Annotated in this window: 24 protein-coding genes and 1 tRNA gene; 10 read left to right on the forward strand and 15 right to left on the reverse strand. The window is 59.3% G+C overall.

Going from position 1 to position 21,057, the window contains the following annotated elements; all coding sequences use genetic code 11:
* Positions 1 to 152: 152 nt before the first annotated feature.
* Together G6K99_RS23270 and G6K99_RS23495 are read right to left on the reverse strand one after the other, a co-directional pair.
* Entirely contained in the window at positions 153 to 1,070 is a 918-nt protein-coding gene (locus tag G6K99_RS23270; protein WP_174196229.1) for a glycosyltransferase, read from the reverse strand.
* Positions 1,058 to 1,648 carry an acyltransferase gene (locus tag G6K99_RS23495; RefSeq protein WP_174196230.1) on the reverse strand — a complete coding sequence of 197 codons (591 nt, stop codon included), beginning with the start codon at positions 1,646 to 1,648 and terminating at the stop codon, positions 1,058 to 1,060. The genes G6K99_RS23270 and G6K99_RS23495 overlap by 13 nt, the downstream gene beginning before the upstream one ends.
* Before the next feature lie 147 nt (positions 1,649 to 1,795).
* On the opposite strand from G6K99_RS23495, the gene G6K99_RS07985 reads away from it, so the two are divergent.
* The 3 genes from G6K99_RS07985 to G6K99_RS23280 are packed head-to-tail and all read left to right on the forward strand — an operon-like array spanning position 1,796 to position 3,209.
* On the forward strand, positions 1,796 to 2,833 hold the full coding sequence (locus G6K99_RS07985; protein ID WP_174196231.1) for a glycoside hydrolase family protein: 1,038 nt from the start codon (positions 1,796 to 1,798) through the stop codon (positions 2,831 to 2,833).
* Positions 2,834 to 3,082, forward strand: coding sequence for a hypothetical protein (locus G6K99_RS07990; protein ID WP_174196232.1), 249 nt, complete (start codon positions 2,834 to 2,836; stop codon positions 3,080 to 3,082).
* Positions 3,000 to 3,209, forward strand: a complete 210-nt coding sequence (locus G6K99_RS23280; RefSeq protein ID WP_244631409.1) for a hypothetical protein — start codon at positions 3,000 to 3,002, stop codon at positions 3,207 to 3,209. The genes G6K99_RS07990 and G6K99_RS23280 overlap by 83 nt, the downstream gene beginning before the upstream one ends.
* A 526-nt stretch (positions 3,210 to 3,735) precedes the next feature.
* On the opposite strand, the gene G6K99_RS07995 is transcribed toward G6K99_RS23280, so the two are convergent.
* Genes G6K99_RS07995 through G6K99_RS08005 form a run of 3 tightly spaced genes read right to left on the reverse strand, consistent with a single transcriptional unit; the run spans position 3,736 to position 4,601 of the window.
* Positions 3,736 to 4,041, reverse strand: coding sequence for a hypothetical protein (locus G6K99_RS07995; RefSeq protein ID WP_174196233.1), 306 nt, complete (start codon positions 4,039 to 4,041; stop codon positions 3,736 to 3,738).
* Between the two features lie 39 nt (positions 4,042 to 4,080).
* On the reverse strand, positions 4,081 to 4,284 hold the full coding sequence (locus G6K99_RS08000) for a hypothetical protein (protein WP_174196234.1): 204 nt from the start codon (positions 4,282 to 4,284) through the stop codon (positions 4,081 to 4,083).
* Complete coding sequence (locus G6K99_RS08005; protein ID WP_174196235.1) at positions 4,281 to 4,601, reverse strand: hypothetical protein; 321 nt, start codon at positions 4,599 to 4,601, stop codon at positions 4,281 to 4,283. Before G6K99_RS08005 ends, G6K99_RS08000 begins: the two co-directional genes overlap by 4 nt.
* A gap of 128 nt (positions 4,602 to 4,729) precedes the next feature.
* On the opposite strand from G6K99_RS08005, the gene G6K99_RS08010 reads away from it, so the two are divergent.
* Positions 4,730 to 5,344: a hypothetical protein gene (locus G6K99_RS08010; RefSeq protein ID WP_174196236.1), complete on the forward strand. Its 615-nt coding sequence runs from the start codon at positions 4,730 to 4,732 to the stop codon at positions 5,342 to 5,344.
* Positions 5,345 to 5,589: 245 nt separating this feature from the next.
* On the opposite strand, the gene G6K99_RS08015 is transcribed toward G6K99_RS08010, so the two are convergent.
* From G6K99_RS08015 to G6K99_RS08025, 3 genes are all read right to left on the reverse strand, one after another.
* Positions 5,590 to 5,775 (reverse strand): Flp family type IVb pilin, encoded by a 186-nt coding sequence (locus G6K99_RS08015; RefSeq protein ID WP_062581247.1) that lies wholly within the window; start codon positions 5,773 to 5,775, stop codon positions 5,590 to 5,592.
* 153 nt (positions 5,776 to 5,928) lie between these two features.
* Entirely contained in the window at positions 5,929 to 6,183 is a 255-nt protein-coding gene (locus tag G6K99_RS08020) for a hypothetical protein (protein ID WP_244631410.1), read from the reverse strand.
* A 177-nt stretch (positions 6,184 to 6,360) separates the two neighbouring features.
* Positions 6,361 to 6,795 (reverse strand): thermonuclease family protein, encoded by a 435-nt coding sequence (locus tag G6K99_RS08025; RefSeq protein WP_174196237.1) that lies wholly within the window; start codon positions 6,793 to 6,795, stop codon positions 6,361 to 6,363.
* Positions 6,796 to 7,421: 626 nt separating this feature from the next.
* Here G6K99_RS08025 and G6K99_RS08030 point away from each other — a divergent pair.
* From G6K99_RS08030 to G6K99_RS08040, 3 genes are all read left to right on the forward strand, one after another.
* Positions 7,422 to 8,600, forward strand: a complete 1,179-nt coding sequence (locus G6K99_RS08030; protein ID WP_174196238.1) for a phosphoserine transaminase — start codon at positions 7,422 to 7,424, stop codon at positions 8,598 to 8,600.
* Between the two features lie 91 nt (positions 8,601 to 8,691).
* Positions 8,692 to 10,287, forward strand: a complete 1,596-nt coding sequence (gene serA, locus G6K99_RS08035) for a phosphoglycerate dehydrogenase (RefSeq protein WP_062460720.1) — start codon at positions 8,692 to 8,694, stop codon at positions 10,285 to 10,287.
* Between the two features lie 244 nt (positions 10,288 to 10,531).
* The gene (locus G6K99_RS08040; RefSeq protein WP_062460715.1) at positions 10,532 to 11,605 is read left to right on the forward strand and encodes a Tim44 domain-containing protein; all 1,074 of its coding nucleotides are present in this window, start codon (positions 10,532 to 10,534) and stop codon (positions 11,603 to 11,605) included.
* Here the strand turns inward: G6K99_RS08040 and G6K99_RS08045 are convergent, their stop codons facing one another.
* A complete protein-coding gene (locus G6K99_RS08045) occupies positions 11,606 to 12,046 on the reverse strand; it encodes a DUF1810 domain-containing protein (RefSeq protein WP_174196239.1) in 441 nt (146 codons plus the stop codon).
* Between the two features lie 106 nt (positions 12,047 to 12,152).
* Between G6K99_RS08045 and G6K99_RS08050 the strand changes: the two genes are divergently transcribed.
* The 3 genes from G6K99_RS08050 (at position 12,153) to G6K99_RS08060 (ending at position 14,894) form a co-directional block, all read left to right on the forward strand.
* On the forward strand, positions 12,153 to 13,286 hold the full coding sequence (locus tag G6K99_RS08050; protein WP_092659919.1) for a mechanosensitive ion channel family protein: 1,134 nt from the start codon (positions 12,153 to 12,155) through the stop codon (positions 13,284 to 13,286).
* A 178-nt stretch (positions 13,287 to 13,464) separates the two neighbouring features.
* Positions 13,465 to 14,661, forward strand: coding sequence for a tRNA 2-thiouridine(34) synthase MnmA (gene mnmA / locus G6K99_RS08055; RefSeq protein ID WP_062460702.1), 1,197 nt, complete (start codon positions 13,465 to 13,467; stop codon positions 14,659 to 14,661).
* A gap of 156 nt (positions 14,662 to 14,817) precedes the next feature.
* Positions 14,818 to 14,894 (forward strand) — tRNA-Met (locus G6K99_RS08060).
* Between the two features lie 141 nt (positions 14,895 to 15,035).
* Here G6K99_RS08060 and G6K99_RS08065 read toward each other — a convergent pair.
* From G6K99_RS08065 to G6K99_RS08090, 6 genes are all read right to left on the reverse strand, one after another.
* On the reverse strand, positions 15,036 to 15,281 hold the full coding sequence (locus G6K99_RS08065; RefSeq protein WP_062460699.1) for a hypothetical protein: 246 nt from the start codon (positions 15,279 to 15,281) through the stop codon (positions 15,036 to 15,038).
* Positions 15,282 to 15,411: 130 nt separating this feature from the next.
* The gene (locus G6K99_RS08070) at positions 15,412 to 16,461 is read right to left on the reverse strand and encodes a sn-glycerol-3-phosphate import ATP-binding protein UgpC (protein ID WP_174196240.1); all 1,050 of its coding nucleotides are present in this window, start codon (positions 16,459 to 16,461) and stop codon (positions 15,412 to 15,414) included.
* The gene (ugpE, locus tag G6K99_RS08075; RefSeq protein ID WP_062460693.1) at positions 16,461 to 17,309 is read right to left on the reverse strand and encodes a sn-glycerol-3-phosphate ABC transporter permease UgpE; all 849 of its coding nucleotides are present in this window, start codon (positions 17,307 to 17,309) and stop codon (positions 16,461 to 16,463) included. The genes G6K99_RS08070 and ugpE overlap by 1 nt, the downstream gene beginning before the upstream one ends.
* Positions 17,310 to 17,317: 8 nt before the next feature.
* Entirely contained in the window at positions 17,318 to 18,199 is an 882-nt protein-coding gene (gene ugpA, locus G6K99_RS08080; protein ID WP_062460690.1) for a sn-glycerol-3-phosphate ABC transporter permease UgpA, read from the reverse strand.
* 68 nt (positions 18,200 to 18,267) lie between these two features.
* Positions 18,268 to 19,572 carry a sn-glycerol-3-phosphate ABC transporter substrate-binding protein UgpB gene (ugpB, locus tag G6K99_RS08085; RefSeq protein ID WP_062460687.1) on the reverse strand — a complete coding sequence of 435 codons (1,305 nt, stop codon included), beginning with the start codon at positions 19,570 to 19,572 and terminating at the stop codon, positions 18,268 to 18,270.
* Positions 19,573 to 19,756: 184 nt separating this feature from the next.
* Positions 19,757 to 20,881, reverse strand: coding sequence for a metallophosphoesterase (locus tag G6K99_RS08090; protein WP_174196241.1), 1,125 nt, complete (start codon positions 20,879 to 20,881; stop codon positions 19,757 to 19,759).
* Positions 20,882 to 21,057: the final 176 nt, after the last annotated feature.

Genomic DNA, 21,057 nt, shown 5'->3' on the forward strand with positions numbered 1-21,057 from the left:
GGATGACGTGTTCAAGCGCCCCGCTCTCGGGGCCGACACACCACCCGACGTATTCAGATGACCACCCTTTCTGGAGCATCCAGAGGGAGGCGTCTTCGATAACTTTAAGCGGGGCTGAACTGATCATTGACGAGCCTTTCGTTTGCCGGGTCTCAATCCGGGAACATCTTGTATGACGTGAACGACAGGTCAACAGGTTTTCCGGCAATGATGCTTTCGGCGTTGTTGCATCGTTCCGCCACCGCTGCAATGTAGTCGTGATCTTGAGCCGGCAGGCCGGGCACCGCCGCTACTTCGTTTATGTAGTTGCGATAGCTTTCGATGTTGCCGCCGAAAAGCGAACCGATTTGGACGCCGTGATTATTGCCCCAGTCCCATGCCCCGGTCAGGATTGAGTTGACGGCACCGATCTTGGGGCCGTGGAAATGGACAATCGCCGCGTCATCGTTTCGACCCCAGTAAGGCTTCCAGTTCATTCCGAGCGGGAGGCGGTCCCACTTTCCTCGATAGAACTCGTTGTAGGCGATCTGGTCGTGAAACCCGGTGGTCTTCTCTTCGATGTTCGCGCGCAGATAGGCTTCGAACTCGGTGTAGGACTCCCGCAGAGCCGGAATGTTGATGAGCATCACACCAGCGTTGAAGTAGTTCCACCCATCCTGCTTGAATTCCGGCGCCGCGGCGAAATATGCGGGTGTGAGGTTCGCTTCCGGATGTTTGCGGAAAACCACATCGATATCGGTATAGAGGATGATATCGTCGGTCTTCTCTTCCAGCGCGACATTCGTTCGGAGCCAATGGCCGACGCTGTGCATGTGATACCGACCTTCATCGGTAAGACGGCGGATCAACGGAAGATAGGGCAAGTCAGAATCTCTCACCTCAACCCCATTCGCTTCGAGCCAGCGCGTGAAGTCGTTGCGCTCTCCCGTGTACATCATGATCGGTTGCAGCTTCGTATTCTGGGTAGCGGTTAGAACCGCAATCTTTGTGTGGAGCGCGATGTCGCCATGCGTTCCGCCCTCGTTCAGTGCAAAATATACTTTCATGATGCCTCGCTTCACGCTTCCCACGTGATGTTTTCTCTAACGACCCGCGCCGGCGTTCCAGCGATTACGCAGTTTTCCGGGAATTCCTTGCTGACAAAACTGCCATATCCGACAACTGAGCCATTTCCAACAGATGCCCCGCCCCACAACGAGACATTTGCTGCGACCCAGACGTGACTTCCGATTTTGATGTCGCCCGGTGGATTCACGCGTTCCTTCGTCTCCATGTCGTAGATCTTGTGGATCGTGCTGCAGGATAGGGTCACGTCGGAGGCAAACAAGCATCGTTCACCGATCGAGACCTTGGCGGGCTCGTGGATGTTTATTGATGACCGGACATTGAATGAACTGTGCTCCCCGATCCGGATGGAACTGGGGGCAAGCATGTGGAACGATTGCTGGTTGAGATAGCAAGTTTCCTCGATGGCTAGGGCGTTATCGCCAGTCATGAGGACGTGGATATGACCAATGAAGCCGGGCTTGGCGATGTTCAGGACATTCCCTCTACCCTTAAGTTCAATCAAACCGCTGCCCTGAGACAGGAAGTCGGGGTGGATGTCGATTATGTTCTGCCCTGGGTACTCTTCTCTCACTTCGATCACGTGAGCATTTCCTTCGCCCGTAAAGTTGCCGCGTATTTCGATATTCGACAGACCCGGCCGTAGCAACTGGAAAACACTCAGACTTTCTGCGGTCGTCTGCGCATCCGCGCTTGCAACCCGATACCCCACCCAACACCGGAGACCACCATGACCACGCTTCGCACCAGCGCTGCGGGCCGGAAGGCTATTGCGCAGCATGAAGGAACACGCCTGACCGCCTATCTCGATTCGGTTGGCGTTCTCACGATCGGGGTCGGGCACACCTCTGCTGCCGGCCCGCCTATCGTCAAGAAGGGCATGAAGATCACCGCAGCCGAATGCGATGAAATCCTGGCGCGCGATTTGGCTGCAGTCGAGACTGACGTCAACCGGCTCGTGAAGGTTCCGATCAGCCAGAACCAGTTCGACGCGCTGGTCTCGCTGGTGTTCAACATCGGGGGCACGGCCTTCCGGAAGTCCTCGCTGCTCAAGAAGCTGAATGCGGGTGACGTCTCTGGCGCCGGCGCTCAGTTCCTCGTCTGGAACAAGGGCACGGTCAACGGCAAGAAGGTCAAAATTCAGGGCCTCACCACGCGCCGGCAGGCTGAGCGGGCACTGTTCCTCTCCGGGGGCGCGAAAGCCGCTCCTGCACCAGCTGTGCCAGAACCAGCAGCATCCACAGCGAAGACCGTCACCGTCGAGATCGTGCAGCGCAAGCTCTATGACCTCGGCTATACCGAAGTCGGCAGCCGCAAGCCTGATGGTTCGTTCGACGGCAAGCTCGGCGGCATGACGCAGGCAGCGATCCTCATCTTCCGCGCGGACAATGGCCTGCCATCGGTTGGCACCATCGATCAAGATCTGCTGACCGCACTCGACACCGCACCGAAGCGCAAGCTTGCGCGCAACGATGCAACGGCGGGAGAGGTGCGCCAAAGCGTGCCCGAAGTGAAAAGTAATTGGCGCATCAAGATCGGCGCCATCGTCGCAGGCGGGTTCTCCGCGGCCGGCGCGCTGTTCGACGGCATCGTGTCAAACCTCGGCACAGCTCGGGGCTATCTCAGCGACATGTCTGAATATGTCGGTGATGTGCCTGGCTGGGTAAAGTTCGGCATGCTCGTCGCTCTCGCTGGCGGCGCCTACTACATCGCCCAGCGCGGCGAGCGGAAGGGTGTCGAGGCGTTCCAAGTAGGGGCACGTCGATAGATGTCCTCCACTCTCCGCATCATCATCATCTTCCTCTTCCTCACAGTCACCGCGATCATCGGCGCCGCGACATGGATCTACCATGCCGGCGGCGAGAGCAAACTCAACTCAATCGAAAGGCAGAACAATGAAGCAGGCAATCAGTCTGACCGGGCTCGCGGCGATTATGATGTGTGCATTGATGGCGGCCGGGTGTGGGACTTCGGCTCCGGCAAGTGCACCAGGCCTACGGCGCGTCGTGGGAACTGACCTGATCGGGGCGAGGGGTGCAACGCCGTCTGATCAACGAAAGATTGACCGAACAGCGGTCGGCCTGTGCAGTGGGGGCGTATGGACCTCTCAAGAGTGCGCCAAGCATGGGCAGGAAGTTGAATGAAATAGACTATTCATGACCGTATAAATATCTCCACGCATTCCTTGCAGATACTTTAAGATCTCTGAATTAGTTGCACAACTATATATCAGTGCTACGATGCGGCATCATGTTGGATGGGGGTCTACATGGCTGAGCTCGAAAGGATAATTGAATACCTTAAGTTTCTGATAGAGATGTCCAGTCGCGACCGTAGCAAAGACATGCTTTCGTACCTGATGTCGATGGCTTTGGTTGAGGCGGAAGACGAGCTTCGGAGGCGAATAGAGCGTTAGGACGAGACTTACAAATAACAGCCTCTAAGTTGTGGCTGCGCTATTTGACGACATTGCGTCTTCCCTGCGTGCCAAACAGTCCAGCTACAGCGACAACGGCGCTTGCTAGCAAGATCAGCCCGATCGCCAGTATCGTCAGCGCTATCCACCCGGCCCGCCGAGCCGCGGAGGACAGCCGCGCGAAAATAACGTTTCTCATGGTTGAACTTGGGATCAGCTATCGAGGAAGCATAAGAAGCGTATTCCTCGCCGATTTAAGCCGAGCTTGCAAGCTTCGTTAGAGGCCAGCCGCTTGGCGGTGGCGTGGCCCCTAGCTTTTCCGCACGCTGGTCCAGCTTCTCGGCAGCCTTTGCCCGCGCGTCTTCATATGAGTCGGCCGTCACGGTGACGATCCAACGACCGGCCCGAAAACGATAGGTGTTCTTCGGAGGATACATCCGGTGTCTGGATCCTGCTACAAATGCCATCCACGCCACGCGCCGATCGATCCCCTTCTTGGTTTCGTCTGAAAGCAAGTCCCACCAGGCATTGAAGCCTGCGCTTGTATCCGATTTCGCCATGATACTCTCGCTTACTCTGTTGGTCGTTATAGCCGGCATTCACCGCAGCACCTCTGCAATCTCGGCCGCTTCGCTGCGCGCCTGGTTCGGTTTGTGCGGGTAATGCTCCCAGCACCACCAATGCGGCTCTCCTCGACTGTTTGAGAAGCCAAAGCCGCCCCACTCCCGGCATGAGGGGATGCTGCACCAATGGATGTAGAGCTTCGTCGGCCCGTTTAAGGCAGTCCTGCTTTCGTCACTCATCGCCGGGGCTCCAGAAGGATGTGTGCCTTCAACAGGCAGGGGAACCTCGCCTGGCACTTCTCCGTCCCCGCATGCTCGCATCCCATGGCCAGCACGCGCCGGATCTGGACGAACTCGGCGTCCGCTCCGAATTTCTTGACCAGGCTTTTGTGGCTGAAAACGCCCTGACGGGCGCATGGGGTGCAGACCATATCGATTGTTTCCGAGCGATAGTCTTTCAAGGTGGGGAGGGGCATCTCAATCTCGGGCACAGTTTCGCAGCCGCGCCGAAGCGCGTTTGACCTGCGTTTAGGTTGGGTGTCGTTTTCTGTTCTCATATTGTTCTCATTGACGTGCTGGAGTCAACCACGTCTCGGGACATCTTTCGACAACCGGGTCGCCTTCGTGAGGCGGCCTTTTCTTGAATCGCATTGGAAGGGCATGGGGCGTGATGAATGGAGACGACATGAATAACGGCGGTCCGGACGTGAACCGCATCTACCAAGATGCAATGACAGCGCAGCTCGGGGAGCGGGTAACGAACTTGAACCGCCGGCAGTCCGATCTCGAAACGGAGATGCGTTCGGGGTTCAAACAGATCGAATCATCAATGTCGTCGATGTCGACCGAGATGCGCAGCGCCGTGTCCGCTCTGTCGTCGAACATCGCAGAGCGCAACAAGCCACAGTGGCAGGCGATCGCAGTCGCCCTGTCGTTTTGCACGATCGTCGGCGGGCTAGTCTACTGGCCGATCAAGGAAGACAATTCTGGGGTCAAGGCATCGATCCTTCTCATCACCGAGCGAATGGTGACGCAGAAGGAGCTGGAATGGCGAACGGCCCGCGGCGTTGAAGATCGCCAGCGAACAGAGGCTTCAGTTAAAGAGATCCGGGAAAGCTTGGTGCCCCGCGCCGAGCATGAGCGCGTCTGGCAGAACTACACCAACAAGGATGAAGATTTGCAGCGCCAGGTCGACGAACTGAAACAATCCCAGGGTAGCGTTTATGGGGCCCGAGATGTCATCCTCGACTTGAGGCAGCGCCTCGATCGCGTCGAACGTGAGCGGATCGGCCAGCCTTGATCGCGAGTGACCATGTTGAACGTGGACGGATCAGGCGGCCGCGCGTGAGCGGATCGGTCCGCCGTGATGGCAACAAAAAACCGAACAACGGAGATCCCATTGTTCGGCGAGTTGAGTGCTGGACGCTTGGATTGATGTCCAGTTTTTGACGTACGATCTGGACGTTAATCAGGAGTGAAGAGCTGACGCGAATACTTGAGTTTGCGCGCCTTCTTTCAGTCAGACCACGTCGCAGCCGCTATCGATTAGCAAGTGGTGGCGGCAGATCCACAGCTGAGCTTCTTCGAAAGGTTCGTGAACTGGTTATTCAGTGCGCCGCCGAGCGTGGTCGCCCCAGCGATCAGCGCAACTGAGATAAGAGCCGCGATGAGACCGTATTCGATCGCAGTAGCGCCCGACTCGTCCTTCATAAAGCGTGCAAAAACAGACATGCAATCCCCCGTAATTCGTGTCGTGGAACGGGTTGTCCCTACGTGTCATGTTTCTACCTAAAGAACACATCCGTTCCGTTAATACGATTGGTTAAATTGTAGTTGTGTCGCGATTTGACATGGCGCCTGTTTTCTGGTCGCCAGCCAACCTCCCTACTGACCATCCGGTGGCGGATAGCTCCTACCGATCGAAACAAGATACTCGGTGATCTCCTCAAGAAGGTGGTCACGCGTCCCGTAGGCTTCCGTGATCTGGGATAGCTTCGGCCTGACCTCTTCAAGCCGGTCATGAGGAAGGTCCGCATCGCCGATGATATAACCTACGCCCGCAATCCCTGTGATGTTGCAGCCAGTCGCGACCACATCGTTGACGAACGCGGGGATCTCCTCAGGATTCATTTTGCGCATCGCACTCCGCCTTTCGCGGTGAACAATAGCGGGTAATGGCAATGGATTCGACTAGTAGAACTGCTGGTGGGCCGCTGGCCTTGCGCGGTTCCGGTTCATCTGACCAGAACGTTTCGAGGAACCACGGGAACGCCTCGGCCGCTTCAAGCGACAGTGCGGCCAGCCCTAGTTGTTACATCACCGCCCGTTGCCTTGCAGGCCGTTGCACCACCGGTTACCCTTGTTCGGCCATTGCTGCGCGAGTCCTTCGCTGATCAATACCTTCCCGGCATCTCTGCCGTCGGGCAGAATGACATGCACCAGGTTGCGGCGATCCGAAGTGCGATCCTTTGCTCCGCTGTCGTCTAGTTGATACCCTTTTGACATAAGCGCCTGCAGCCGCAGCTTCGCTTTCTCTCCTAAATGCTTCTCATGATCGCACTGCGCTTCGAACGTCTCTGGCGTGTCGATATCAAGCAGGCGCATCTTTATGCCGTTCTGCCACAGGGTATCACCGTCGACTACGCAGGTCACTCGCCGCTCGGCGCGGTTTCCGCCCTTGCAAATATCGATCGCGCCTGCTGGCGTTGCCCAGCTAAGGATCGCGATTGTTGTTACTGTCGTGAATCTCATTTTATTCCCGATATCTCGTCCTTGCGGCAGGTCAGCGATTCGCGGTTCTGCGGGTCGGCATCGACGGCGTGACGAAAAAAACTGAGATCTTGCGACTGCCGCATCTGGGACAACGCAGGCGCTCAGATACGCGATCGATTGGAAAGTCGCGCCCGCGAGTAGCGACCAATGTCGTCATGTCGAGATTGTACTTCCAGTCGCATTTGCGGCTACTGCTGCCAGTGTCAACAAGTCCATGGCGGCAGGCGGCCGAGAGCTGCCAACCCTGATTGAATGCGTCGCCTATGGTCCCGATCTCGCTCATGACGGCGAACCTAGATTGGTCGCCGAAAAAGAACAAGGCGAGAACAAACGAATGTCAAATTTTCTTCGTCGGTCTTGGGTAAGGGCTTGCCGAGAGCGCTCTCAAGTCCCGGTCACCGTGAACGTCAAGAGAACATAGGTGTGTCAGCCATGTGTCAACTGGGGCAACTCGTTCCCGAGCCGTTCTGCAAGATGCAGCACGAATTTGCATGGTCGGTTTCAAAATATCACCAGTAGACTTGCGCTTTTCTCGGCTTTCCACTATCCACGGCGGCGGGACACTCCTCCCCAACGAGGAGCCAATTACCTGGAAGGGTATACATATGGCCACTGCCGCAAAGCCGGACCTGCGTCCGAATAACGCCCATTTTTCTTCTGGCCCTTGCTCGAAGCGCCCCGGTTGGTCGCTCGACGCTCTCTCCGATGCCCCGCTCGGTCGTTCGCACCGCGCCAAGGTTGGCAAGGACAAGCTCAAGCAGGCCATCGATCTCACCCGTGAAGTTCTGAACGTTCCGGCCGATTACCGTATCGGCATCGTTCCCGCATCCGACACCGGCGCCGTTGAAATGGCGATGTGGTCGCTGCTTGGCGAACGCGGCGTCGACATGGTCGCCTGGGAGAGTTTTGGTGCCGGCTGGGTCACCGACGTGGTCAAGCAGCTGAAGCTGAAGGATGTCCGCAAGATCGAGGCCGATTACGGCGTTCTTCCCGACCTTTCCACTATCGATTTCGACCGTGACGTGGTCTTCACCTGGAACGGCACGACGTCTGGCGTTCGCGTTCCGAATGCCGACTTCATCCCTGATGACCGCAAGGGCCTCACCATCTGCGACGCAACGTCGGCCGCATTTGCGCAGGACCTCGATTTCGCCAGGCTCGATGTCACCACCTTCTCCTGGCAGAAGGTGCTGGGCGGCGAGGGTGGCCACGGCATGATCATCCTGTCGCCGCGCGCTGTCGCCCGTCTTGAAAGCTACGTCCCGGCGTGGCCGCTTCCAAAAATCTTCCGCATGACCTCGGGCGGCAAGATTTCCGAAGGCATCTTCAAGGGCGAGACGATCAACACGCCGTCGATGCTCTGCGTCGAGGACTATATCGATGCACTGCAGTGGGCAAAGTCGCTCGGCGGCCTCAAGGCGCTGATCGCCCGTGCCGACGCCAATGCGAAGGTGATCTTCGATTTCGTGGCGGCCAACGACTGGATCGCCAATCTGGCGCAGGTCGATGAGACGCGCTCCAACACCTCGGTCTGCCTGAAGATCGCCGATGCCGATGTCGCCGCTCTCGACGCTGACGCACAGGCAGCCTTTGCCAAGGGCGTGACCTCAATCCTCGAAAAGGAAGGCGTCGCACTCGACGTCGGCGCTTACCGCGACGCACCGTCGGGCTTGCGCATCTGGGCTGGCGCCACCGTCGAAGAGGCGGACATGAAGGCGCTGATGCCGTGGCTCACCTATGCGTTCGAAACGCAGAAGGCCGCGCTGTCCAAGGCCGCTGCCTGATCGAATTCCGGTGCCGCCGCTCACCCGTCTAGGGACGCGGCACCGTTTCATCCGCATTTAGAGATTACACCCCTTATCAGGAGCCCAACCCATGGCACCTCGCGTTCTCGTATCCGACGAACTCTCCGAAACCGCTGTCCAGATCTTTCGCGATCGCGGCGTCGAAGTCGATTTCCAGCCGAAGCTCGGCAAGGACAAGGACAAGCTCGCCGAAATCATCGGCAATTACGATGGCCTCGCCATCCGTTCCGCCACAAAGGCGACCGAGAAGCTGATCGCTGCTGCGACCAACCTCAAGGTCATCGGCCGCGCCGGTATCGGCGTCGACAATGTCGACATCCCGGCTGCCTCGAAGCGCGGCATCATCGTCATGAACACGCCGTTCGGCAACTCGATCACGACGGCTGAACACGCGATCGCGCTGATGTTTGCCGTTGCCCGGCAGTTGCCGCAGGCCGATGCCTCGACGCAGGCCGGCAAGTGGGAAAAGTCGAAGTTCATGGGTGTCGAAATCACCGGCAAGACGCTTGGCGTCATCGGCGCCGGCAATATCGGCGGCATCGTCTGCAAGAAGGCGATCGGCATCGGCATGCATGTCATCGCATACGACCCCTTCCTCTCGGCTGAACGCGCGCTGGACATGGGCGTCGAGAAGGTCGAGCTGGACGATCTACTGGCGCGCGCCGACTTCATCACCCTGCATGTTCCGATGACCGACAAGACCCGCGGCATTCTCGGCAAGGAAAACCTTGCCAAGACCAAGAAGGGCGTGCGGATCATCAACTGCGCCCGCGGCGGTCTCGTCGATGAGGCAGCGCTTGCAGAAGCCATCAAGTCCGGCCATGTCGCCGGTGCCGGTTTCGACGTGTTCGAAGTCGAGCCTGCGACGGAAAGCCCGCTGTTTGGCCTCGACAACGTCGTGTGCACGCCGCATCTGGGCGCCTCCACCACGGAAGCCCAGGAGAACGTTGCGCTGCAGGTGGCTGAACAGATGTCGGACTATCTGGTCAAGGGTGCCGTTTCCAACGCCATCAACATGCCCTCGATCACCGCTGAAGAAGCACCGATCCTGAAGCCGTTCATCCGTCTTGCCGATGTTCTCGGTGCCTTCGTTGGTCAGGTCACGGAAGATCCGATCAAGGAAATCGAGATCCTGTTTGATGGCGCAACGGCCGGAATGAACACCAAGGCGCTCACCTCCGCGCTTCTGGCTGGTTTGATCCGTAACCAGGTGGCAGACGTGAACATGGTTTCCGCGCCGATCATGATCAAGGAAAAAGGCATCGTCCTGTCCGAGGTCAAGCGCGACAAGACCGGTGTCTATGACGGCTACATCAAGCTGACGGTCACCACCGACAAGCAGAGCCGTTCCGTCGCCGGCACCGTGTTTTCGGACGGCAAACCGCGGTTCATCCAGATCAAGGGCATCAACATGGACGCCGATGTCGGCGCCAACATGGTCTACATCTCCAATACCGACGTACCCGGCATGATCGGCTTCATGGGCACCACGCTCGGTGATGCCGGCGTCAACATCGCCAACTTCCATCTCGGCCGGGAGAAGGATGGCGGCGATGCGATCGCGCTGCTTTATGTCGATGGTCCTGTTTCGAACGACGTGCTCGCCCGCCTGACCGCCAACCCGGCGATCCGTCAGGCCCGCCAGCTGGTCTTCAACGTCGAATAAACCATCCTCCCGGATGACCAAGACAAAGCCCGGTGCCAGCGCGCCGGGCTTTTTCGTTGTGATCAAGCCGATGTGATCGGTCCATACGCTAAATCTCCCGCTGGTTGTATTTGCATCGCTTGGCTCCCGTTTCATCGTCCGATATCTACTTCGGCGGGAAAAGATGGTGGTGGCTCTAAAATTCTCGCCTGCCACTCTCTATATCTAGGATCACGACCGCATCGGGCGGCCAGAGGAGAAACCAATGTTATCCAAGCTTCGGCGTTTCCAGAAACTCTTCGCGATCTTCGCGGTCGGAATGGCAGTTTCGCTAACAGCCGTCGATATGGCGGAGGCGCGCCGCGCCGGCGGCGGTTCCAGCTTCGGCAGCCGCGGTACACGCACATTCGCACCGCCGCCGACCACGAACACGGCACCGGGCACGGCGACCGGCATCAATCGTTCGATGACGCCCAACACGCAGCAGAACGCAGCGTCTCCTGCTAACGGCGCAGGCGCCCAGGCGGCTCAGCCGCGTCGTGGCCTGTTCGGCGGCATGGCTGGTGGTCTTCTCGGCGGTCTGGCTCTCGGTGGCCTGTTCGGCATGATGATGGGCAACGGTTTTGGCGGTATGGCCGGCATGTTCGGCATGCTGTTGCAGATCGCGCTGATCGCGGGTCTTGCCATGCTGGCCTTCCGCTTCTTCGCCCGTCGTCGCCAGCAGCAGCACCCGGCGGGTCCTGCGGGCAACGCGCGCGATAACGGTTTCGGCGGTAACAGCCGTGACAACAATAACCATGCCTACCAGGCACCGCAGAACAACGGTGGCGGCTTCCAGATCCCTAAGATCGGTTCTGGCGGCGGTGCGATGGGTGGCTTCGGTGCCACGCAGGCTGCGTCTGCTCCGCGTCAGGCGGGTCCCGACACGGATGAAGTCGGTATCACCGGTCGCGATCTCGGCCTCTTTGAAAAGATGCTGACGGATGTCCAGGCTGCCTATGGCGCGGAAGACTACGCGAAGCTTCGCAATCTCACCACGCCGGAAGCCATGTCCTATCTGGCTGAAGAGCTTGGTGAAAACGCCACCAACGGCGTGAAGAACGAAGTCCGCGACGTGACCCTGTTGCAGGGCGACCTTTCGGAAGCCTGGCGCGAAAACGGCCAGGAATACGCAACGGTTGCGATGCGCTACTCGAGCGTCGACTTCCTGAGCGATCGCAACACCGGCGCTGTCGCCGAAGGGGATCCGAATGCCGTCACGGAAACGGTCGAGATCTGGACCTTCGTGCGCAAGCCGGCCAATGACTGGAAGGTCTCGGCCATCCAGTCGGCTGCCTGATCAGCCAATCCCCAGCAGCGCGATCGTCTTGTCGTCGCGCTGGCCGCCGAAGAACTTCTCAAGGGCTCGCTCGAAAGGCGAGCCCTTTTCTGTTGCGGCTTTATCGAACAGCGTCATCGAACTGCAAAACTTCATGTCGTCGGGGAACCCGAGGATGGTGCGCGCCGAAAGTCCTTCATGCGGAAGCATGGCGTGCGTGCATTCGAGGAGACGTGGTCCAAGCACCGGATGGTCGAGATAGGTCTGGGCTTCTTCCAGAGAGGTAAGTGCGAAGCGTTGTGACATGATTGAGGGACCAAGACCGGCGATCTGCGGGAAAATGTACCACATCCAGTGCGACTCTTTGCGGCCGTTTCGCAGTTCGCTCATGACCTGCGCGTAGACCGGATCTTGTGCATCCACGAATCGGGTCAGATCGGATTTTCCGTTATCGACAGTCATGCCGCGCTCCTCGCATCATCTCCCAACGGCCGCCATGAAGACACCGCAACTGTGAAATTTTTGCGGCAGGGGTGTTTCATGCTGCACTGCACCCTAAATCGGTTGGATGGATTTTTTGATTACAGAGTTTCGTCAATATACCGACTGGCTGCCGAACTGGATGGTGAGCGTCGGCCTTCTCGTGGGCGCGGTCCTGATTGGTCTGGCGATCCACCGTTTCGCGTTCGGTATCTTCAAGCGGCTGGTGGAAGACAAGGACCTGTTCTGGCGATCGCTGGTGTCGCGCGGGCGCCGGCCGATGCGTTTGACGGTTCTGACATTCACTGTATCGTTTGCATCATCTATCGCACCGCTTGCGGCTCGACCGGCCGAAATCATCCGGCATGTGCTGCTGCTGGGTTTCATCCTCGTGCTCGGCTGGGTCGCAAAGACGGCTTTGCATATTTGGATGACGGTCTATCTGCGCCGCTTCAAGCTGGATGCGGAAGACAACCTCCTTGCCCGCACCCACGTGACCCAGTCGCGGATTGCCGAGCGCATTGCCGGCGCGATGATCGTCATCGTCACGGTTGCCGCGATGCTGATGACCTTCCCGGCCGTCCAGCAATACGGCGTCAGCGTTCTCGCCTCCGCCGGTGTCGCCGGTATCGTGCTGGGTCTTGCCCTGCAGCCCATGCTGAAAAACATCTTTGCCGGCATCCAGCTTGCCATTACGCAGCCGATCCGCATCGACGATGCGCTGATCGTCGAAGGGGAGTGGGGCAATGTCGAGGAGATCACCTCGACTTATGTGGTGGTGAAGCTGTGGGACTGGCGGCGCATGATTCTGCCGCTCTCCTATTTCATCGAGAATCCGTTCCAGAACTGGACCCGCGAAGGTTCGGCCCTGATTGGCACTGTGATGATCTATCTCGATTATTCCGTTCCCGTCAGCGCCATCAGGCGCAGGGTCGAGGAAATCGCAAACGAGTCGAAGATCTGGGACAGGCGCGTGGTCAATGTTCAGGTGACGGATTTCAAGGAAAGCGTGATGGAGATCCGTATTCTGGTCTCCGCCAACAACGCGCCGAAGACGTTCGACATGCGTTGCGAGATGCGCGAGAAGATCATCGACTTCGTTCAGCGGGAATATCCGGCAGCGCTGCCTCGTCTAAGGGCCGAAGGTGCGAGCAACAGCAACGGGCACGCAAACGGCGCCGTCGCGGAGACGGCCCTGCGTCACGCGAACTTCCAGTCCTGATGTTGCTGCTCTCTGACACTGAGGGCGCAGATGGGGTGAACGGGCTTCTCTTGCGCGCCAGCTCATTCCTTTCTATATCCTCTTTCTGAAAGCCTTTGCGCGGACGATCCCGCACATCTGGTGCCACTCTGCCGTCGTGCTTGCTGCCGCGGCCTGAGAGACTTTAAGAGAGTACCCCGTGAATACGCTGGATTTTGACAAGAAGCCGGAAGATACGCGTGTCGTGGTCGCCATGTCGGGCGGCGTGGATTCCTCCGTCGTGGCCGGCCTTTTGAAGCGCGAAGGCTATGACGTGATCGGGATCACGCTTCAGCTCTACGATCACGGCGCTGCCGTCCACCGCGCAGGATCCTGCTGCGCCGGCCAGGATATCGACGATGCCCGCCGGGTCTGCGAGACATTGGGCATTCCGCATTACGTTCTCGACTATGAGAAGCGGTTCCGCGAGACGGTGATCAATCCGTTTGCCGAAGCCTATGCGATGGGCGAAACGCCGGTTCCCTGTGTTGCCTGCAACCAGACGGTCAAGTTTGCCGATCTTTTGGCGACCGCGCGCGAGCTCGGCGCCGATGCGCTGGCAACCGGCCATTACATCCGTTCGGCGCCGAACCCCACGGCCGACAATCCGGGCCGCCGTGCGCTGTTCAGGCCGATCGATGCCGACCGCGACCAGAGCTGGTTCCTGTTTGCGACAACGCAGGAGCAGATCGACTACCTCCGCTTTCCGTTGGGTGGCATGGGCAAGGCGCAGGTGCGCGAGCTGGCCGAAGACATGGGGCTGGTGGTTGCCAAGAAGGCCGACAGCCAGGATATCTGTTTCGTCCCTGCCGGCAAATATGCCGATATCATCGCCAAGGTGAAGCCGAACTCGGCTTTGGTGGGCGATATCGTCCACATGGACGGCCGCGTGCTGGGCCGCCACGAGGGGATCGTCCATTACACGATCGGTCAGCGCAAGGGTCTGGGCGTTGCGACAGGCGAGCCGCTCTACGTGGTTTATCTCGATGCCCGCTCGCGCCGCGTCATCGTCGGGCCGAAGGAAGCACTCGATACGCACCGCGTCTATCTGCGCGACGTCAACTGGATTGGCGACGGGACGCTGCAGGATGATGCGGGCAACGGCTTTGCGTGCTTTGCCAAGGTACGCTCGACGCGCCCGCCGTCACCTGCCACGCTGCATACGGATGAGCGCGGCGTCTATGTCGATCTGGCGATCGGCGAGCAGGGCGTGGCACCCGGTCAGGCCTGCGTTCTCTATTCCGCAGAAGGTGCCGATGCGCGCGTCCACGGCGGCGGCTTCGTCGAACGGTCCGAACGAGCGGCCGATGCCGAGGCATCGTTGCGGGCGCTTCTGGCGACCCCTGTAGCCGCTTGAAAGACCGGTTTTATTCGGCCTGGAGAATGAACGAGGGATCGGGAAAATAGCGGCTCAAATCTCGCCGTTTTTCTCCCATCCTGCGCTTGACACTTCAGTGACGCGGGTTCTATAAGCCGCACATCCAAACGGATCGAGACACTCGATCCACCCTGTGGCGGGGTAGCTCAGTTGGTGAGAGCGCAGGATTCATAACCCTGAGGTCGGCAGTTCAATTCTGCCCTCCGCTACCAAATTTCCCAGATTGTCCGAATGATATTCTGCTGCTTCAAGCTCGAGATATGCGAGCGTTCGCTCGGCTGAGTTCTTCAGCACGGTCTCGTGCTAAATCCTGCAGCTGGCCAGTTTTCACAGGTAGCGGCTGTTCTGCTCGATCACTTCGCGCGCGCGGCTAACGCCTTCGCCCGCTTCATCCTGGCGAGGCGTTTCTTTGCGAGGTTGCGGCGGTGCTTGCGAGCTCTGATCTTGAGCTTGGCCTCCCGGTTCTCCAGTCTTCGCTGCAGGCGGACCTGATCGCGGAAGTGCTTGTCGTACGCAAGCGCGCGCGCGCGAACTGCGAAGAACACGGCTGCAATCAGAAGGACCAGGAAACCCAGCAGTGTTACGAGAATGGTGACCATTATTGCGATGCGAACCTTTTTGCTCGCATGAGTAATAGCTCACTTTCCGATAGGGTCAATGTCGCGAAGTTGCAGGAGTGCGCAGGCGTCCGTCGAGAGCGCACTCCTGCGCATCTTTGCGCGTCCCGGATCAACCGGTACGTTCGATGCGCTTTCCGGCGCTGTCGAAAAGATGAAGGTGGTGGGGCGCTGTCGTCACGGGCAGTTTCTCGCCGATCGCGATGCGGGAGCGGCCGGGGACCCGGAAGACAAGAGGGCTTCCGTCCGACGTCGCACCATGGACATAGCTTTCTGCTCCGACCAGTTCGACAGCGATGACCTCGACCTCGGCTCTGAAAGGCGAGGTAACCTCTCCCTCGGCAATCACGATGTCTTCCGGGCGAATGCCGACGGTGGCGACAGTGGAGGGAAGGCCTTCGGCCACGCTCCAGCCGCCGGCCTTGCCGAGCGTCATCAGGTTCATCGAGGGCGATCCGATGAAGGTTGCAACGAAGGTCGTTGCGGGTTTCTCGTAGAGCTCGATCGGCGTGCCGACCTGCTCGATCCGGCCGGCGTTGAGAACGACGAGGCGGTCGGCGAGCGTCATCGCTTCCATCTGGTCGTGGGTGACGTAGATCGACGTCGTGGCCAAGGACCGCTGCAGACGGCGGATCTCGACCCGCATCTGCACGCGCAGTTTCGCGTCGAGGTTCGATAGCGGCTCGTCGAACAGGAAGGCTGCGGGCTTGCGCACGATCGCGCGGCCCATCGCCACACGCTGCCGCTGGCCGCCGGAAAGCTGCCGTGGCTTGCGGGCGAGGAACGGCTCGATTTCGAGTGCGCGCGCTGCCTCGGTGATGCGCCGTTCGATCTCGTCCTTCGAGGTTCCGCGATTCTTCAGACCGTAGGCAAGGTTCTGCTTGACCGTCATGTGCGGATAGAGCGCGTAGTTCTGGAACACCATCGCGATATCGCGCTCGGCCGGTTCCATGTCGTTGACGCGCTTGCCGTTGATGATGACGTCACCACCGGTGATGCTTTCGAGCCCGGCAACCATGCGCAGCAGCGTGGACTTGCCGCAGCCGGATGGGCCGACCAGAACGATCATCTCGCCGTCTGCGATGTCCAGTGACACGCCCTTGATGGCGTCGATATTGCCGCCATAGACCTTGCGGACGTCTTTCAGTTCAATTGTTGCCATTACTTTTCGGTCTCCACCAAACCTTTGACGAACCAGCGCTGCATGAGCACCACGACGATGACGGGAGGGATGATTGCCAGGATCGCCGTGACCATGACGTAGTTCCAAGGAGTTGATGCATCAGTGAAATCGACCATGCGGCGCAGGCCGATGATGATCGTGTTCATCTCCGCACGGTCGGTGACGAGCAGCGGCCAGAGATACTGGGTCCAGCCGTAGATAAACAGGATGACGAACAGGGCCGCGATATTGGTCGTCGACAGCGGCAGCAGGATATCGCGCATGAAGCGGAACGGTCCTGCATTGTCGATCCGCGCCGCCTCGACCATTTCGCCGGGAATAGTGAGGAAAAACTGGCGAAACAGGAAGGTCGCCGTTGCCGATGCCATCAGCGGCAGGGTGAGGCCGGCATAGGTGTTGAGCAGGCCTAGATCGACGATCACCTTGTAGGTCGGCAGGATGCGCACTTCGACCGGCAGCATCAGGGTGATGAAGATCATCCAGAAGAAACCCATGCGGAACGGGAAGCGAAAGAAGACGATCGCGAATGCCGACAGGAAGGAGATGATGATCTTGCCGACGGCAATCGCGACCGCCACCACGAAGCTGTTGAACAACAGCCGCTCCAGACTGACGCCGACGACGCGTTCGACGCCGCCGGAGATGGACTCGCTGTAGTTCTCGACCATATGGCCGCCAGGCAGCAGCGACAGCGGTGGTCGGATGATCGCGCTCGACGTCGCCGTCGAGGCAATGAATGTGTAGTAGATGGGGAAGGCGACGATGATGATCCCAAGGATCAGCATCAGATGCGCCATCAGGCGTGCGACAGGACGGTTCTCGATCATCTGATAATTTACCCGTAATGGACGCGTCGCTCGACGAAGCGGAACTGGAAGGCGGTCAGCGCGATGACGATGACCATCAGGATCACCGACTGGGCCGCAGACGAACCGAGGTTGAGGTTCACGAAGCCGTCGTTGTAGACCTTGTAGACCAGCGTTTCGGTAGCCTTTGCCGGTCCGCCGCCGGTCACCGAATGGATGATGCCGAACGTGTCGAAGAAGGCGTAGACGGTGTTGACGACCAGAAGGAAGAAGGTGGTCGGCGCAAGCAGCGGGAAGACGATCGTCCAGAACCTTCGGCTCCCTCGCGCGCCATCGATCGCGGCGGCTTCGAGCAGGGATTTCGGGATTGCCTGCAGGCCGGCGACGAAGAACAGGAAATTGTAGCTGATCTGTTTCCAGGCGGCTGCCACTACGACGAGGGACATGGCTTGATCGCCGTTCAGCAGCGGGTCCCATGCAATGCCGTTGCGCCGCAGGATATAGGCGAACGTGCCCATGGCCGGGTTGAACATGAACAGCCACAGCATGCCGGCAACCGCCGGCGCCACCGCATAGGGGATGATCATCATCGTGCGGTAGAAACCCTTACCACGCACGACGGTATCGGCAGCTGTCGCCAGCAGAAGCGCGACACCCATGGAAAGCAGCGCGGTTGCCACGCTGAAGACGACGGTGACGCGGAGCGCGTGAAGATAGCTCTCGTCGGCCAGGATGGCGGAAAAGTTGGCGAAGCCGACAAAGCTGCTCTGCAGCCCGAACGGATCTTCGCGCATGGCCGACTGGTAGAGCGCCTGGCTGGCTGGCCAGAAGAAGAACACGACGGTCAGGACAATCTGCGGCGCCACCAGAAAATACGGCAGCACCTTGTTGGGAAATACGACGCTTTGCACGGGCAGGCTCCGTTGAAATGCTGCAGGCCGCCCGCGACAGTCGCCGGGGCGGCCCTTATGCTTACCGCTTACTTGCCGATGGCTTGCTGAATGGCGGCATTGCCCCGCTGGACAGCCTTGTCGAGGGCGGCCTTGGCATCCTGCTTGCCGGCGAGCATCGATTCGAACTCTTCGTTCATGATGTCGCGGACCTGCGGCAGGTTGACGAGGCGAACGCCCTTGGAGTTCTCGGTCGGAGCCTTGCCCATCATCTGCAGCAACGGCGTTTCGCGCGCCGGGTTCTTCTCGTAGAAGCCGGATTTCTTGGTATCCTCGTAGGCTGCCATCGTGACCGGCATGTAGCCGGAGACCTGGTGCAGCCGCGACTGGATCTTGGTCTGCGACAGGAAGTTGAAGAAGGTCGCGACCCCCTTGTATTCGGCATCGCTCTTTCCGCCGAAGACCCAGAGGCTGGCGCCGCCGGGGATGGTGTTCTGCGGGCGTCCCGGACCTTCTGCATAGGGCAGCTGGCCGATGCCGTATTTCAGGCCGGACTTGACGATGTCGCCCAGACCGCCGGAGGATTCGGTCAGGATGGCGCATTCTCCTGAAGTGAACAGCTGCTTGGCTTCCGATGTGCGGCCGCCGTAACGGAACGTGCCGTCCTTGGCGAGATCGGCGATTGCCTGGAAATGCTTGACGAAGGGTTCAGCGTTGAAGGCAAGCTTGACGTCGGTGCCGCCGAGGCCGTTTTCATTGCTGCCATAGGAAAGGTTGTTCCAGGCCGCAAAGTTTTCCGTCTGGATCCATGTGAGCCATGTCGAGGTAAAGCCGCAGGGAGCAGCACCGCTGGTCTTGATCTTCTTGGCAGCGTCAAACACCTCGCCCCAGGTTTTCGGCGGCGTGTCGGGGTTGAGCCCGGCCTTCTCGAAGATATCCTTGTTATAATAGAGGATCGGCGAGGACGAGTTGTAGGGGAAGGACAGCATCGTGCCGTCAGGCTTCGAATAGTAGGCAACGATCCCCGGCAGGTACTGGCTCTTGTCGAATTTGAAGCCGCCCTTTTCCAGAACGTCCGCAACCGGCACGATGGCACCCTGGGCGCCCATCATGACGCCGCTGCCGGCGTCAAACACCTGCATGATGGCCGGTGGCTGCTTGGCGCGGAAGGCGGCGATGCCGGCGTTCAGCGTTTCCGGGTAGGTGCCCTTGAAGACAGGCATGACTTTGAAGTCCGACTGGCTTTCGTTGAATTCCTTGGCGAGCTGGTCGACAACCTCGTTGTTGGCGCCGGTCATGGCGTGCCACCACGAGATTTCCGTTGCGGCCATCGCGGTTGATCCCATCAGAAACGATGCGGTCGCCAGAATTGCCGAGCCTGTAATGACTTTCATGAAAATTCCTCCCTTGGCATGAATACCGGTCGAGATCCTCCAATCCCGATCGACGCACCGTGTCGATGACGGCGCATTGGCGGCGACTATGTGTTGGCAAGAGCGCCCGCGTCAACACCTGTCGTTCGCGGCGGGCCGATGGTTGTGGATAGAGAAAGCAGATGAAGCGGTGTCGCTTCAGCCTTCAAAGCGGCTGACCGGCCCGAAGCGTGATCCGGGTCAGTTCGGAGGGAACACCGATCCGCAGCGCGAAACCGGGCCAAATGCCCGTGCCGTTGTTGACGTAGAGGGTCATCCCACCGATCTGATAGCGGCCCGAAACAAAGCCGTTGTTGGCGCGTGCGACCACGCGATCAAGGCCGACAACCATGCCGCCATGGGTATGTCCCGACAGTTGGAGGGCGATCCCCGATGCGGCGGCTTTCTGTGCCAACCTGGGCTGATGGTCGAGAAGAATGATCGGCGCGTCGGCGGGAGCGCCCGCAGTAGCCGTATTGAGGTCCGGGGCCGGCGCTCCGTGGCCGCGTGCCGAAAGGTCCGTGACACCGACCAGCACGAGCCTGCCGCTCCCTCGCGTCAGCACCACGTGGGCATTCTGAAGCATCGTCATGTTCAAGGTTGCGAGGTGGCGCATCCAGTCCCGGTAATCGAAGAAGTATTCGTGGTTGCCAGGGATGGCATAGACCCCATCGCGCGCCCGCAGGTTTGCCAGCGAAGCGACGTCGCTGCGGCGGTCTGCGACGCTGCCGTCGATGAAGTCTCCCGTGATGACAATGAGGTCCGCATCGAGCGCGTTGGTTTTCGATACGACCGCCTCGGCCCATTTCGCTGGGAACAGCCGGCTGATGTGGAGATCGGTCAGCTGGACGAGGCGATAGCCCTCGAATTCCGGCGGCAGGTTTGCGATTGCAATCTCGATGTCGTTGAGTGGCGGTACACGGATTGCCTGGCTGATACCATAGGCGGAAAGGCAGAGCGCGACGCCACCCATAGCATAACGGAGCCCGGCGGGTGCGGCGGGGAAGTGTCCGTTGAAGGGCATGATCAGGAGCGAGGCGACATCGAGTGCGATCTGGAAGACGGCCACGAAAACGATCGCGCCAAACAGGAGGTTGAACGCAATGATCAGCGGTCGCGGAAACTCCGGCGAAAAGACCGAGCCGGAGGAGAGCCGGCTGAAGAAATGGTATTGCGAGGCGATCAGCAGAAGCACCGCCACTGCCACCTTCGCCGACCAGTGCCAGGGCAGCGGCTGAATGAAGCGGAGGACGACAATCAGCCAGGGCAGTCCAAAGATGAGATGAAACATTGGGTACTTTCAGTTGCGCATGTCGACTGCGGCGCCGGTTCCGCAATCCTACCTATCCCTCGTCGATAGGGTGTGAAAGAGCCGAGCGGGCCGTGTCTGCTCGAAGTAGCGCAGATCAGTCCCGTATCTTTCCGTTTGACGGCTTGAGGCAAGTGCCATGTTCGTGGCTGCGGCTG

The organism is Neorhizobium sp. AL 9.2.2 (genome assembly GCF_013317225.1).
Taxonomy (GTDB): domain Bacteria; phylum Pseudomonadota; class Alphaproteobacteria; order Rhizobiales; family Rhizobiaceae; genus Neorhizobium; species Neorhizobium soli.

Excerpts from the sequence above, each read along its gene's own strand:
- G6K99_RS07985 (WP_174196231.1), top strand. The coding sequence starts at position 1,796 with ATGACCACGCTTCGCACCAGCGCTGCGGGCCGGAAGGCTATTGCGCAG.
- G6K99_RS07990 (WP_174196232.1), top strand. The coding sequence starts at position 2,834 with ATGTCCTCCACTCTCCGCATCATCATCATCTTCCTCTTCCTCACAGTC.
- G6K99_RS23280 (WP_244631409.1), top strand. The coding sequence starts at position 3,000 with ATGATGTGTGCATTGATGGCGGCCGGGTGTGGGACTTCGGCTCCGGCA.
- G6K99_RS07995 (WP_174196233.1), bottom strand. The coding sequence starts at position 4,041 with ATGGCGAAATCGGATACAAGCGCAGGCTTCAATGCCTGGTGGGACTTG.
- G6K99_RS08000 (WP_174196234.1), bottom strand. The coding sequence starts at position 4,284 with ATGAGTGACGAAAGCAGGACTGCCTTAAACGGGCCGACGAAGCTCTAC.
- G6K99_RS08005 (WP_174196235.1), bottom strand. The coding sequence starts at position 4,601 with ATGAGAACAGAAAACGACACCCAACCTAAACGCAGGTCAAACGCGCTT.
- G6K99_RS08010 (WP_174196236.1), top strand. The coding sequence starts at position 4,730 with ATGAATAACGGCGGTCCGGACGTGAACCGCATCTACCAAGATGCAATG.
- G6K99_RS08015 (WP_062581247.1), bottom strand. The coding sequence starts at position 5,775 with ATGTCTGTTTTTGCACGCTTTATGAAGGACGAGTCGGGCGCTACTGCG.
- G6K99_RS08020 (WP_244631410.1), bottom strand. The coding sequence starts at position 6,183 with ATGCGCAAAATGAATCCTGAGGAGATCCCCGCGTTCGTCAACGATGTG.
- G6K99_RS08025 (WP_174196237.1), bottom strand. The coding sequence starts at position 6,795 with ATGAGATTCACGACAGTAACAACAATCGCGATCCTTAGCTGGGCAACG.
- G6K99_RS08030 (WP_174196238.1), top strand. The coding sequence starts at position 7,422 with ATGGCCACTGCCGCAAAGCCGGACCTGCGTCCGAATAACGCCCATTTT.
- serA (WP_062460720.1), top strand. The coding sequence starts at position 8,692 with ATGGCACCTCGCGTTCTCGTATCCGACGAACTCTCCGAAACCGCTGTC.
- G6K99_RS08040 (WP_062460715.1), top strand. The coding sequence starts at position 10,532 with ATGTTATCCAAGCTTCGGCGTTTCCAGAAACTCTTCGCGATCTTCGCG.
- G6K99_RS08045 (WP_174196239.1), bottom strand. The coding sequence starts at position 12,046 with ATGACTGTCGATAACGGAAAATCCGATCTGACCCGATTCGTGGATGCA.
- G6K99_RS08050 (WP_092659919.1), top strand. The coding sequence starts at position 12,153 with ATGGATTTTTTGATTACAGAGTTTCGTCAATATACCGACTGGCTGCCG.
- G6K99_RS08065 (WP_062460699.1), bottom strand. The coding sequence starts at position 15,281 with ATGGTCACCATTCTCGTAACACTGCTGGGTTTCCTGGTCCTTCTGATT.
- G6K99_RS08070 (WP_174196240.1), bottom strand. The coding sequence starts at position 16,461 with ATGGCAACAATTGAACTGAAAGACGTCCGCAAGGTCTATGGCGGCAAT.
- ugpE (WP_062460693.1), bottom strand. The coding sequence starts at position 17,309 with ATGATCGAGAACCGTCCTGTCGCACGCCTGATGGCGCATCTGATGCTG.
- ugpB (WP_062460687.1), bottom strand. The coding sequence starts at position 19,572 with ATGAAAGTCATTACAGGCTCGGCAATTCTGGCGACCGCATCGTTTCTG.
- G6K99_RS08090 (WP_174196241.1), bottom strand. The coding sequence starts at position 20,881 with ATGTTTCATCTCATCTTTGGACTGCCCTGGCTGATTGTCGTCCTCCGC.